General features: G+C 61.0%; 16 protein-coding genes. 2 read left to right on the top strand and 14 right to left on the bottom strand.

Annotation, left to right across the window (positions count from 1 at the left end):
• Positions 1 to 5 precede the first annotated feature (5 nt).
• From flgH to BW975_RS16230, 8 genes are read right to left on the bottom strand one after another with little or no spacing between them, the layout of a single operon-like run.
• On the bottom strand, positions 6 to 734 hold the full coding sequence (gene flgH / locus BW975_RS16265) for a flagellar basal body L-ring protein FlgH (protein ID WP_076535411.1): 729 nt from the start codon (positions 732 to 734) through the stop codon (positions 6 to 8).
• Positions 735 to 745: 11 nt separating this feature from the next.
• Positions 746 to 1162 carry a flagellar basal body P-ring formation chaperone FlgA gene (gene flgA / locus BW975_RS16260; protein ID WP_092746270.1) on the bottom strand — a complete coding sequence of 139 codons (417 nt, stop codon included), beginning with the start codon at positions 1160 to 1162 and terminating at the stop codon, positions 746 to 748.
• Positions 1162 to 1947 carry a flagellar basal-body rod protein FlgG gene (gene flgG, locus BW975_RS16255; protein ID WP_076535409.1) on the bottom strand — a complete coding sequence of 262 codons (786 nt, stop codon included), beginning with the start codon at positions 1945 to 1947 and terminating at the stop codon, positions 1162 to 1164. Before flgG ends, flgA begins: the two co-directional genes overlap by 1 nt.
• 10 nt (positions 1948 to 1957) lie before the next feature.
• Positions 1958 to 2677 (bottom strand): flagellar hook-basal body complex protein, encoded by a 720-nt coding sequence (locus BW975_RS16250; RefSeq protein ID WP_076535408.1) that lies wholly within the window; start codon positions 2675 to 2677, stop codon positions 1958 to 1960.
• A 2-nt stretch (positions 2678 to 2679) separates the two neighbouring features.
• Positions 2680 to 2949, bottom strand: coding sequence for a flagellar biosynthetic protein FliQ (locus tag BW975_RS16245; RefSeq protein WP_076535407.1), 270 nt, complete (start codon positions 2947 to 2949; stop codon positions 2680 to 2682).
• A 4-nt stretch (positions 2950 to 2953) separates the two neighbouring features.
• Positions 2954 to 3244, bottom strand: a complete 291-nt coding sequence (gene fliE / locus BW975_RS16240) for a flagellar hook-basal body complex protein FliE (protein WP_076535406.1) — start codon at positions 3242 to 3244, stop codon at positions 2954 to 2956.
• A gap of 39 nt (positions 3245 to 3283) precedes the next feature.
• A complete protein-coding gene (gene flgC / locus BW975_RS16235; RefSeq protein WP_076535405.1) occupies positions 3284 to 3673 on the bottom strand; it encodes a flagellar basal body rod protein FlgC in 390 nt (129 codons plus the stop codon).
• Positions 3674 to 3685: 12 nt separating this feature from the next.
• Entirely contained in the window at positions 3686 to 4072 is a 387-nt protein-coding gene (locus BW975_RS16230; protein ID WP_076535404.1) for a FlgB family protein, read from the bottom strand.
• Positions 4073 to 4158: 86 nt separating this feature from the next.
• On the opposite strand from BW975_RS16230, the gene BW975_RS16225 reads away from it, so the two are divergent.
• Positions 4159 to 5589 carry a FliI/YscN family ATPase gene (locus tag BW975_RS16225; RefSeq protein ID WP_083687162.1) on the top strand — a complete coding sequence of 477 codons (1431 nt, stop codon included), beginning with the start codon at positions 4159 to 4161 and terminating at the stop codon, positions 5587 to 5589.
• Between the two features lie 72 nt (positions 5590 to 5661).
• On the opposite strand, the gene BW975_RS16220 is transcribed toward BW975_RS16225, so the two are convergent.
• From BW975_RS16220 to BW975_RS16195, 6 genes are all read right to left on the bottom strand, one after another.
• Positions 5662 to 6465 (bottom strand): DUF1217 domain-containing protein, encoded by an 804-nt coding sequence (locus BW975_RS16220; RefSeq protein ID WP_076535403.1) that lies wholly within the window; start codon positions 6463 to 6465, stop codon positions 5662 to 5664.
• Positions 6462 to 6866, bottom strand: a complete 405-nt coding sequence (flbT, locus tag BW975_RS16215) for a flagellar biosynthesis repressor FlbT (protein WP_076535402.1) — start codon at positions 6864 to 6866, stop codon at positions 6462 to 6464. Before flbT ends, BW975_RS16220 begins: the two co-directional genes overlap by 4 nt.
• Entirely contained in the window at positions 6863 to 7240 is a 378-nt protein-coding gene (flaF, locus tag BW975_RS16210; RefSeq protein ID WP_076535401.1) for a flagellar biosynthesis regulator FlaF, read from the bottom strand. The genes flbT and flaF overlap by 4 nt, the downstream gene beginning before the upstream one ends.
• A gap of 75 nt (positions 7241 to 7315) precedes the next feature.
• Positions 7316 to 8191: a flagellin N-terminal helical domain-containing protein gene (locus BW975_RS16205; RefSeq protein WP_076535400.1), complete on the bottom strand. Its 876-nt coding sequence runs from the start codon at positions 8189 to 8191 to the stop codon at positions 7316 to 7318.
• Positions 8192 to 8399: 208 nt separating this feature from the next.
• Entirely contained in the window at positions 8400 to 8759 is a 360-nt protein-coding gene (locus tag BW975_RS16200) for a flagellar protein FlgN (RefSeq protein ID WP_076535399.1), read from the bottom strand.
• Positions 8749 to 8964: a rod-binding protein gene (locus tag BW975_RS16195; protein ID WP_092746269.1), complete on the bottom strand. Its 216-nt coding sequence runs from the start codon at positions 8962 to 8964 to the stop codon at positions 8749 to 8751. Before BW975_RS16195 ends, BW975_RS16200 begins: the two co-directional genes overlap by 11 nt.
• Positions 8965 to 9165: 201 nt before the next feature.
• Between BW975_RS16195 and fliK the strand changes: the two genes are divergently transcribed.
• Positions 9166 to 10923 carry a flagellar hook-length control protein FliK gene (fliK, locus tag BW975_RS17825; protein WP_083687161.1) on the top strand — a complete coding sequence of 586 codons (1758 nt, stop codon included), beginning with the start codon at positions 9166 to 9168 and terminating at the stop codon, positions 10921 to 10923.
• The last annotated feature ends 11 nt before the right edge of the window (positions 10924 to 10934 follow it).

Here is a 10934-nt window from a genome sequence, read left to right as displayed (position 1 = left end):
GCCTTTCAGAAGGGGAGGATGGCATCCAGCACCTGCTGGCCATAGCGCGGCTGCTGCATGTCGGTGATCTGGCCGCGCCCGCCGTAGGAGATTCGCGCCGAGGCGATCTTGTCATAAGTGATCTCGTTCTGGCGGCTGATGTCTTCGGGCCGCACGTAGCCGGTCACCAGAAGCTCGCGCATCTCGTAATTGACGCGCACTTCCTGGCTGCCCTGAATCGACAGAACGCCGTTGGGCAGCACCTGCATGATGGTGGCCGCAACCCGCAGTGTCAGCTCTTCTCGGCGGCTGACGGATCCATCGCCATCCGACTTTGTCGAGGAGTTGATCGACACCGCATCTCCCAGGCTCGCGCCCTCCGGCAGCTTGCCGTCAATGCGTTGGGGCAGGCCGAAGAGCTGCGGTATCCCGAGGCTTTCGCTGCCGGATCGCGAGCGCGAGGTGGAGTTCGAAATTTCTGCCTCATCGTCGATCTCGATCACGACTGTCAGGATATCGCCGCGCTTCATCGCGCGTCGGTCGCCCAGCAAGGATTGCTGGCCCGCCGTCCAGAGGGATGCCTGATCGGCGCGGCGTGCATAGGTGGTTGTTTCGGGCAGGCCGGGACTGAACATCGCGGCCTGCTCGGGCGACTCGTTCATTGGCGTGAAATCCGGGGCCTTGCCGATATGGTTCGCACGCGAGCAGGCAGCCACGCCGAGAATGAGGCAAAAACCAAGGAAACTGGGGCGCATAACTGGGCCTCCTAATAGGATACGAGGACGCGGCCGTCGGGCATGACCTGCCCCGAGACGGTAATCCGCGAAGAAAGGTTCATTACCCGCACCGTCTCGCCCGGACCGGCGCGCGACAGCGAGCGACCCTCGGCGGTGATGCTGAGGCCGGATTGATCGTAAATCAGCGAGATGATCTGGTTGCGCTCGACGAGGGCAGGCGGGCCGACATCGCCGGGCCGGATGGGCCGCCCGGCATAAAGCGCGACGCGCGCCTCCTGGCCCGCGATCAGCGCGGGGTCGGAAATGGCGCCTATTACATCGACATCCTTGACCACCAGATCCTGCGGCGAGATCAGCGTCTGCGCACGAATTGTCCGGGCGGCCAGAACCGTATCGGCGGCGGCCGGCGCGGCCATCAGGCAGGCGGCGATTGCGAGATACCGCATCAGCGCACCTGTGTCGTCGCGCCGAGCATCTGGTCGGCGGCGGAGATGACCTTGGAATTCAGCTCGTAACCGCGCTGCGCCTCGATCAGTTCGGTGATCTCGCGCACCGGATCGACCGAGCTGTCCTCGAGATACCCCTGGCGCAATGTGCCAAGGCCGTCTTGGCCGGGCGTCGTGCTGAGCGCGGGGCCGGATGCTTCGGTTTCGGTGAAAAGATTGCTGCCGCGCGCCTCGAGACCCTTTGGATTGGTGAAATTGGCAAGACTGAACTGGCCCAGAAGCTGCGCGTCTGCGGTGTTCTGAAAATAGGCGTAGACCTCGCCCTCGCCATTGATCGAGATGCTTCGGGCGTCGTCGGGAATCACGATTTCGGGCGCGACGGGAAAGCCGTCGGAGGTGACGATCACACCCTCGGCCGAGCGTTTGAGCGCGCCGTCGCGGGTATAGCCGACCTCGCCCGAGGGCAGCTGGACCTCGAGATACCCGTTGCCCTCGATCGCGAGGTCGAGATCGCCATTCGTCGCCGAGAGAGAGCCTTGCGACAGATGGACCGACACTGCGGCAGGCCGCACGCCGAGGCCGAGCTGGACCCCGGTGGGCAGGACGGTACCGTCGGCTGAATTGACGCTGCCCGGACGGCTGAGCTGCTGATAATGCAGATCGGCGAATTCGGCGCGCCGGGCATTGTAGCCGGTAGTGGACATGTTCGCGAGGTTGTTCGAGATCGTCTCGACCCGCATTTGCTGGGCCGCCATGCCTGTGGCGGCGATCTTGAGGGCACGCATGTGCTGTCTCCTATCTGGATTGAATGAAGGTCTGGACCGCGGATCTTATCCGCTTGTCCTCGCTGTCGAGAAAGCTCTGGCCCATTTCGTAGGCGCGCTGAATTTCGATCATGCGGGCCATCTGGCCTATGGGATCGACATTCGCGCCCTCAAGAAAGCCCTGGAGAATGCGCCCGTTCTCTGAGGGCTCGTATCCGGCCTCTGAGCGAAACATCACCCCGTCCTCCCGGATTAGGCCGACGCGGTCGACGGGCTGGACGAGGCCGATTTGTGCCAACGGACGGCCATCATGGCTGACGGTGCCATCCGGTGAGACGTTCAGATTGCTGGCGTCGGGCGGGATGAACACGGGGGCGCCGCCCGCATCGAGCACTCGGTAGCCGTCATTGGTCACCATGTCGCCCTCGGCCGAAATCGAGAAGCTGCCCGCGCGGGTCAGCCGCTCGCCCGCAGGGGTTTCGATCAGGAAAAAGCCATCTCCCTCGACCGCAAAATCCAGCGTTCCGCCGGTCTGGGTGATCGCGCCCTGGATCATGGACGTGTTGCGCACGTTGGCCTTGGCCATTGACAGGGAAGGACCCTCCTCCATCCGGGCGACATGCTCGGAAAAGATCAGACCTTCCTGCCTGTAGCCAGTGGTCGCCGTATTGGCGATATTGTTGGCAACAACCTGCATCTCGCGCAGCAGACCCGATTGACGCGTCAGCGTGGTATATCCGGCGTTTTCCATGGCTAGCCTCCTATGATGAGCGGGATCAGGCGATCTTGGAAAAACGACACAAGCGTTGTGGTCATGAAGCCCATGGTCACCCAGAAAACGGCAACAATCGCAGCCAGTTTCGGCACGAAGGTGAGCGTCATTTCCTGGATCGACGTCAGCGCTTGAAAGAGCCCCACCGTGAGGCCCGCCAGTAGCGCGACCGTCAGAATGGGGATCGAGATGACGACGGCCACCCAGAGCCCCTGGCGCAGCGTGTCGTAGAAGATCACTTCGTTATGCATTGGCCTAGACCGGCATCCGCAGAATTTCCTGGTAGGCTTCGACGACCTTGTCGCGCACTGTGACAGCGGTCTCTACCGCCAGCTCGGTCTGCGCCAGGGCCTGTACCAGAGCATGCGGGTCGGCACCTCCGGACATGGCCGCTGTCGAGATCGCCTCGCTCTCCTGCAAGGTGGCGGCAAAGTCGCGGGCCAGGTTCGCGGCCAGTTGCGACGGGCCGCCAGTGCCGGGTGCCGCTTCGGTCGCGGGGCGTGCGGCGGCGTAGCGGCCTGCTGCACTAAGGGCTGAAAGTTCCATTCTGGAAATCCTCTCGGTTGGTTTGGGGTGTCAGGGTGGTCAGCGGCGCAGCAGATCCATGAGGGATGATGACATCTGCCGTGCCTGATCGAACATTTTGAGATTGGCCTCGTAGCTGCGCTGCGCCTCGCGGGCGTCCGCAATCTCGATGACCAGCTCGACATTCGAGCCAGAATACATGCCGTTCTCATCCGCCATGGGGTGGGACGGGTCGTAGATTTCCTGCAGTTCCGCACGGTCAAGGCGCACGCGCCCCGTCTCTACGGCGCCGGGTGTATCGCCGTGCATCACCGTCTCGAATGGGACGGTCTTGCGCCGGTAGCCCGGCGTGTCGGTGTTGGCGATGTTCTCGGACAGGTGGCGCAGCCGTTGGGACTGCGCCCTCAGGCCAGATGAGGACAGCGACAGCGAATCGGAAAAATCGCTCATGACGTAACTCCTTTATCGGCGCCCGGTCGCGGCGCGCAGGACGGTGAGGGATGACTTGTAGATCGCCAGTGCGCGGTCGTGCTGCCTCTTGGCATCGACCGCCTTGAGCATCTCATGCTCAAGCGCGACGGAGTTTCCGTTTGGATCGGACATGGCCGCATCTCCAGCGCGGGCCTGAACTGCGTAACTACCAGCGGTATCGCCGAAATGTCCGGGCCGCGTGGCGCGCTGGGCAAAGGCCGCGTCGCTCTTGTAGCTTTCGGCAAAGGGCGCGATGTCGCGCGCCGTGTATCCCGGTGTATCGGCATTGGCGATGTTGCGTGCCAGCACGGCCTGACGCGCGCCGGCATGCTGCGCCATGGCATGTGCCATTTTGAATATCTGCAGTTTTTCGAACATCGGTTCGCCTCTTTCGTCTCGTCTTCAACCAAGGATTAACTCTGATTCCTTTAGAAATTGTTTTCAGAAGATTTTTGGAGAGTTCGATGCGCACAAAAGATCTGGATGGCCTTGGGGCCGAAATTGCCGGGCTGACCGCTGTGCACGCCGTCGGGCGGGTGTCTGCCGTCTCAGGCGCCACGATCGAGATTGCCGGCCTCTCTGCAGCAGCGAGACTTGGAGACCGGTTGCTGGTTGCGCGGCGCGATGGCGCGCCTTTATGGGGTGAAGTGCTTCGACTGGCCGAGGGCTGTGTTGTCATGCTCCCTGATGAAGCACCGATGGGCGTGTCTCTTGGAGACCGTGCAACCCTACATGGGGCGTCTGGCATCTCGCCATCCGCGGCCTGGATCGGGCGTATCGTCGATCCTTTTGGCCTGCCCATGGATGGACGTCCCTTGCGCCGCGGTTCGCGCGACTGCCCACTCCGGGCCGCGCCCCCGCCGCCTGCCCAGCGACGAGCGCTCGGCCCGCGGCTCGAAACTGGGATGAGTGTTTTCAACACCTTCTTGCCTATCGTGCGCGGCCAGCGGATTGGCCTTTTCGCCGGATCTGGCGTTGGCAAGTCCAGCCTTCTGGGCCATCTGGGGCGCCATATGGAGGCGGATATCGTCGTTTTTGCGTTGATCGGAGAGCGGGGGCGCGAGCTGCGTGAATTCGTCGAGACAGTTCTTGGCCCCGAAGGCATGGCGCGCTCCGTTGTCATCGCCGCGACGTCAGATCGTTCGGCGCTGGTGCGGCGCCGTTGTGCCTGGACGGCTATGGCAGTCGCTGAGTATTTTCGTGCGCAAGGCCTCGAGGTGTTGCTATTGGCCGATTCGATCACCCGTTTTGCCGAGGCGCATCGCGAGGTGGCCACAGCCGCAGGCGAGATGCCCAGCTTGCGGGGGTTTCCGGCCTCGACCTCGCACATGATCATGTCCCTTTGCGAGCGGGCAGGACCTGGTGTCGAGGGAGAAGGGAACATCACCGGCATCTTCAGCGTGCTTGTCGCAGGCTCGGACATGGACGAGCCGGTTGCAGATATATTGCGCGGTGTGCTGGACGGGCATGTGGTGATGGACCGCGCCATCGCCGAGCGAGGGCGCTATCCTGCCATCGACGTCTTGCGCTCCGTTTCGCGTAGCCTGCCGCGCGCGGCAACGGACGATGAGAACGCTCTTCTGATGCGGGTGCGGCGAATGATGGGCGCGTATGATCGGTCGGAAACCATGATCCGCGCGGGGTTATATGCGACGGGCAGCGATCCTGACCTGGATATCGCGATTCGGGCTTGGCCCGAGCTGGACAGTTATCTGGCGGAGCCCGAGCAGAATGGCACAAAATCCAGCTTTGATCGCCTCGCCCTGATATTGCGCCGCGCCGAAGCGGCGCCGGGTCCGCAGCGCAAGGCGCCGGCGCAGGTTATAAGGCAGCCCGCAAGACCTTCGGCGCCAACACAATCGGCTGGACATGCACACCCGCACCGACTGCAGTGAGGGGATGCGAAGGATGCGCAAAGCACACGGGCGCACGCGTCCAGCTGCGGCGCGACATCGCAAGTTCAAGGGTCAGTAAAGCCTTGGCATTGATTGGAGAAGCGTCAGTGCAATCGCGCCGGAAGATTGTTGGGAGAACGACGCAACTTGATCACGCAGCAAGAAACGCCGGATGACTGCATCTTGAACCTCGGGGTCCGATAGCTTGGACAGATCGTCGATTCCGAGCTGCCTTTGGGCGCGATCCGCAAATTCGGTCACCTGAATGTCCAAATCCGCCTGACCGAAAGCCGCGGGCAAGCCGAGCGCGGTCTCGAATACCTGCCGCAAAGGGGGGCTTGCCATGATCTTGAACCACTTGGTTTCATCGGTCCCGCTCAGAGCGCCGATTTCGGGCATTGTCCGCTGTGCATCCATCGCGAGGCGCATGCTTTCGTCCTGGTTGCCGACGGCTACCTCGAATTGTTGTCGTTGAAACTTCGACACGATGCTTTGCGCCCATGTTGGAGAGGCGGTGCGCGCGCCGCCCGGATTGCCAAAGCCAAACGCACGGGCGAATTCGGCATAGCGATCATCCGATAGACGGTTTGCGAGGGCGGTTGGTTCCTCGGTGCCGCCTTCCAGCACCTTTTGAATAAACGCCCGGCTGTCGATATCAGATTGCAGACCGAAGGCGCCCAAAGCGACCCGCATGAGCCGTCTGTCTGAAACGAGTCCCTCCGCGCTACGCACCGAGTTTATGTTTTGCGTGAAATACTCCGTGTCCCTTACTATTTCGGGATTCTTGGCGAAATTTCCGGTTTGCGTTTCAAGAGTGCGTGACAGATAGCCCCATCCGATCAGACCGCCTGTCGGAACGATCGGTTGATAACTCATCCCGAATTGCGCGCCAGAAGGCGCTCCTCTCGTGGCAGCAGATTGCGCAGCGCCTTGAGGCACTGATAGAATTGTCCGTCCAAAAGGGATTGCGTCGCCAAGGACAGATGCGCGCGGCTGTCGGGATCCCTCAAGATCTGGCTCAGTTCCTCGATGTGACGCAGCAGGGGCAACTTGGCCTCCTCCGGCGCCGCATCGCCGGAAAGGATGAGTTGCGTGGCATAACAGACCCGCCGAACTGGGGTTGTGGCCTCTTCGGGATGGATGGCGTCACGCAAGCGCAGGATGTTTGCCTGCGGCGTCACCACTGACAAGCGGGATCGCTTGTCGCCATTCTCGATGACGGCACCGTTGATCAGTACGCGCTCCTTGGGGGCGAGTTTCAGGACCAGACCGCTCATTTTGCAGGCCCCGCATCGCGTAGTCCGCGCATCACGGCAGTGTTTATCTCGATCAAGGCATCGACGCTCGCCTCGCGAGACAAGACCTTGCTGCTATGCGCATTGGTGAATTCGGCGAGATAGAAAATGCTTGCGCGAAGCTGTGCCGGCAGGGGATTGTCGGTATCCGCGACCTGAACCGCGAAGAGCGTCCACAGCTCGCGATTGTCGCTGACGGCGCGCGCGAGTTTGGCCATATCCAAGGGGTTCGTATCTGCGGCGGATTTTAAATTCTGGGTGGCACGGGCGACGGCCTCGTATTCGGTGTCGCGCGCTGTGCGAATTGATCTGTTGGACAGACCGTAGGCGTTTTGCGCCCTGAGAATGGCATTCACATCCTGATCCTTCTGGAGTTATCTTGGGATTGTTGAAGACCTCGGGGGGCACGAACGGCCCCCCGAGCGTTTTCATCAACGGAAGAGCGACAGGATCGCCTGTGGCGCCTGGTTCGCGATCGACAGCGACTGGGTTGCCAGCTGCTGCTGCACCTGAAGCGCCTGAAGTCGCGCCGAGGTTTCTTCCATGTCGGCATCGACCAGCGCGCCGATGCCGGATTTCAGCGCGTCCGTCACTTTGCCCACAAAGTCAGACTGATCGCTGATTCGCTTGGAAGACGCGCCCAAGTCCGCAGCCTTTTGCACGGCCGACTGAAGATGAACCTCAAGCGCGGCGATCGAGGTTTCCGCCGCCGCCGCATCCGACACGTTGATATCGCCGAGGATGTTAGCCGCCGCGATAGCCGTGTCCTGATCCCCCGTCGCTGTCGCGCCGCCGAGTAGTGCGGTTTCAAGATTAGCGCTGGTAACGGTGATGTTCGACGCATTGAGGGATGCGCCGTTCCGGTCGATGGAGGACAAGACGGTAAGATCCTGAGCGGACGCGTCCAAGAGGTTGGCGCCGTTGAATTGAGAGCCTCGGATGACCTGGCCGATCTGCTCCTTGAGCGCGTCAACGTCCGCTTCAAGTTTGCCATTGTCGACGTTCTCACCGGTCGCGGCAACGACCTTCTCCTTCATCTCATTGAGAAGGTTAACAATCTGCTCCGCGCCGGCCGATGCAACGGCCACGGTGGACTCGCCGAGCGACAGGGATTTCGACACGGCTTTGAAGCCGCTGACGTCGGATTCCATGACTTTGGAAATCGCCCAGATGGCCGAGTTGTCCTTGGCCTTACCGATCTCCTTGCCGGTCGAGATCATGTCCTGGGTTTTGGCCAGGTTGCTGTTGACCGATTTCAGGGTTTGCAATGCAACCATTGCGCTGTTGTTTGTCAGAATGCTGGACATAGCATGTTCCTTTGGCTTGCGGCGCTTTGCGCCAATATGATGTCCCACCCACGAAGCGGGCGGTTTTGGGCGTCATTCTGACAATTGCAGCGGGCCGTTGCCGGGGCTGCGCCATCCAGTCGGGATGCAAGGAGATCATGGTGCCAAAGGTGCTAAGGGAATGCTAATGCCATGAGGCTATGTCATTGGCATTTTAGACAAAACTGCGTCAGGCGCGGCGCTCGAGCTGATGGTCGATCACGTCCGAGATGGACGATTTGCGCCCGCTGCGATCATAGGTTTCAAGGCTGCGCCGAATGCGGCGCAGCGTGCTCAACCGCCCCGCGACCGTCCTGATGCCCTGAAGCGCACCGTCGAGCAGCGCCTGATTGCGCATGACTTTGCCGTGCAGGCTTTTAATGCCGTTGCCCGCCTCAGGGCCGATGGCGTTAAGCGCGTCGATCACCTCTTCTTTTTGGGTCATCAATGTGCCGATCATCTCCAGATCACCGGCGAGCAGTGCCGCGCGCTCCTGATCAAGCAATCGGTCCATGCGGTCCCGGATCTGCTCTGCTGTTTCATGTGTCATGTGTCGTCTCCATCATGGATCTGTAAAATGTTTCGACCAAGCCCAATCCACCCGCCTTTGCCACCTTGTCGGCCAGTGCCTGGACGTGAAGCGACGCGAATTGTTCCTCGCCGACGCCACCGGCGAAGCCGCCCTCCTTGCCGAAACCGGCGGATTTCAGCATTTCTGCCAGAAAAGTCGCCTCCAGCTTCTGTGCCGCTTCCATCGCGCGATCCGACCGTGTGGTTAATGCAGACTGGGATATCGTGCGCGGCGACCGAGGCGCGTGAATCGAGACCGCTGAAATGGCTGTCATGGGGATACCTTCAATTTATCGAACTCTCCTGCATTTGACCGCAAACCGGTAAAGAAGCGGTAACTAGATTTTGCGATTGTCTTCGGAACAGAAGAATTTCCGGAGGCGGATATGCTCGGCCCACTGACGACCAATTCAATGCCCGCTGCCATCAAGGGCGAGGATGCGCCACGCGTTGCACAAAAAGATCGCGGAGGCCCGCGACCGCAGAGCTTCTCCTCATTTTTTGCGGCGCAAATGCCTGAAAAGCCTTCGTTGAAGGACGGTCGGCAGAAGGTTGCAGTTGCCGAAGAGAGGGCTCCTGACGAAGTGACTGGCGCCTCGTCCGCTGACGAAGACGTGCTGAACGAAGAAGGCGCGACAACTGATACCATGCACCAAGCCATGGCTGGCGAACTGGATAGACACGATGCCGCAACTGACATTCAGAGTGCGGAGGATTGGAGCGATGACGAGGCGGAGGTTGCCGCTTTCATTGACGAAATAGCGGCCCAAGAGGGTGAAAACCCTAAGGCATTCCAGGCTTTTCTGCCGCTCGCATCACTCGTAAATGCAGATGACTGGACCGTGGCCGTCCCCGCCCTGGGCCGGAGAACTGGCACTTCGGTTGACGAAACAAGCATCCAAATGGAGGGCTCTGGAGCTGTTTCCATCAAAAGCTCATTGCGCAATCCGATGGCAGGGACATCACTTTTGACAGGCGATTCCGGCGCGGCACAGGTAAGCCACACTCCAAATGAGCAGCCAGCGGCGACGATCGGACCCCTAAGCGCTCAGATCGAAATGTCTGGGCAACGAAATGGTGGGTCTCCGCTTGGGACCTCAGAGCTGCTGCAACAAACGTCAGATGCGTCTCTAACCGTAAAAGATGCCACGCGAGCCGAAATTCATCCGGGCTCGCCGCAATCTATGTCGTATGAGAAACTTAATACGAGTGAGTCGGCGCACACTAGCGGTTCACCGGTTGGACCGGATGTTGGAGGACTCTCTATTTTCCCGGCCGACGGTGCGGATAGTGTGCCAGCCAAAGTCAACGCCGAACCCGAGAGTGGACAACGTCCGGTAGACTGGGAGGGCCGAGCGGCGCAGGAGGTCGCTCAACCGAAGGTCGGCCCTCAAGCCATTGTCGGGCAGAACATATTCCTCGGTGGTCAAGCTTTCAGCCTTGAGCGTGGGCGGCATGATTGGTCTGTTGAGCAGCCTGCGCCGCCGAGCGCGAGTGGCGCGGGTGCCGATACGCCTACATTAATAGAAGCGATCCCGAGGGGGGCTGCACCGCCAGCCTTAATTGCATCGGTGGAGCTTGGACGTGCGGCATCATGGGATTCGCTGGCTAGTGCGCGCGATGAGGCGAGCCTCGCCCTCGGCTCAGATGCGCCTTTGGATACAATCCTTGTAGCCGAGGCGCGGCTGGCGTCTTTGCCATCCGGTGAGCTTCGCGTGGTGCCATCGCTGCTCCAAGGGTCAGAGGGGGTGCGCAATATCGCGGCGCAGATGGCTGAAGCGATGGCAAAAGCCGGCGCTGACCGCGCCATCGACGTCATTCTTAACCCTGCAGAGCTTGGACGCGTGCGGATCACCCTGGCTCAGGGCGAGGCGGGAATGGTCGTCAACATTTCGGCCGATCGAGGCGAGACGTTGGATTTGATGCGCCGTCACAGCGATATGCTGGGCCGTGAGCTGCAGGATCTGGGATATGATGGCACCGAATTTTCCTTCTCGCGCGACGATCGCGGTCGAGCACCGCACGCTACACAGATCGATTTCGGCGCCGACGTGAAAGAGCCTGCCGGCCCGCTGACGCCAGCATCTGCTTCTGCCCGCGCGGCGGGCATAGTGATCGCCGACCGCCTCGATATTCGTTTGTAGAAAGGAAGCAC

This window comes from Roseovarius nanhaiticus (assembly GCF_900156535.1).
Lineage (GTDB): Bacteria > Pseudomonadota > Alphaproteobacteria > Rhodobacterales > Rhodobacteraceae > Roseovarius > Roseovarius nanhaiticus.
This window is presented reverse-complemented; position numbering and strand designations above follow the sequence as displayed.

Bases quoted from the DNA above. Each gene is read 5' to 3' on its own strand.
- flgH (WP_076535411.1), bottom strand. From the start codon at position 734: ATGCGCCCCAGTTTCCTTGGTTTTTGCCTCATTCTCGGCGTGGCTGCC.
- flgA (WP_092746270.1), bottom strand. From the start codon at position 1,162: ATGCGGTATCTCGCAATCGCCGCCTGCCTGATGGCCGCGCCGGCCGCC.
- flgG (WP_076535409.1), bottom strand. From the start codon at position 1,947: ATGCGTGCCCTCAAGATCGCCGCCACAGGCATGGCGGCCCAGCAAATG.
- BW975_RS16250 (WP_076535408.1), bottom strand. From the start codon at position 2,677: ATGGAAAACGCCGGATATACCACGCTGACGCGTCAATCGGGTCTGCTG.
- BW975_RS16245 (WP_076535407.1), bottom strand. From the start codon at position 2,949: ATGCATAACGAAGTGATCTTCTACGACACGCTGCGCCAGGGGCTCTGG.
- fliE (WP_076535406.1), bottom strand. From the start codon at position 3,244: ATGGAACTTTCAGCCCTTAGTGCAGCAGGCCGCTACGCCGCCGCACGC.
- flgC (WP_076535405.1), bottom strand. From the start codon at position 3,673: ATGAGCGATTTTTCCGATTCGCTGTCGCTGTCCTCATCTGGCCTGAGG.
- BW975_RS16230 (WP_076535404.1), bottom strand. From the start codon at position 4,072: ATGTTCGAAAAACTGCAGATATTCAAAATGGCACATGCCATGGCGCAG.
- BW975_RS16225 (WP_083687162.1), top strand. From the start codon at position 4,159: ATGCGCACAAAAGATCTGGATGGCCTTGGGGCCGAAATTGCCGGGCTG.
- BW975_RS16220 (WP_076535403.1), bottom strand. From the start codon at position 6,465: ATGAGTTATCAACCGATCGTTCCGACAGGCGGTCTGATCGGATGGGGC.
- flbT (WP_076535402.1), bottom strand. From the start codon at position 6,866: ATGAGCGGTCTGGTCCTGAAACTCGCCCCCAAGGAGCGCGTACTGATC.
- BW975_RS16205 (WP_076535400.1), bottom strand. From the start codon at position 8,191: ATGTCCAGCATTCTGACAAACAACAGCGCAATGGTTGCATTGCAAACC.
- BW975_RS16200 (WP_076535399.1), bottom strand. From the start codon at position 8,759: ATGACACATGAAACAGCAGAGCAGATCCGGGACCGCATGGACCGATTG.
- BW975_RS16195 (WP_092746269.1), bottom strand. From the start codon at position 8,964: ATGGAAGCGGCACAGAAGCTGGAGGCGACTTTTCTGGCAGAAATGCTG.
- fliK (WP_083687161.1), top strand. From the start codon at position 9,166: ATGCTCGGCCCACTGACGACCAATTCAATGCCCGCTGCCATCAAGGGC.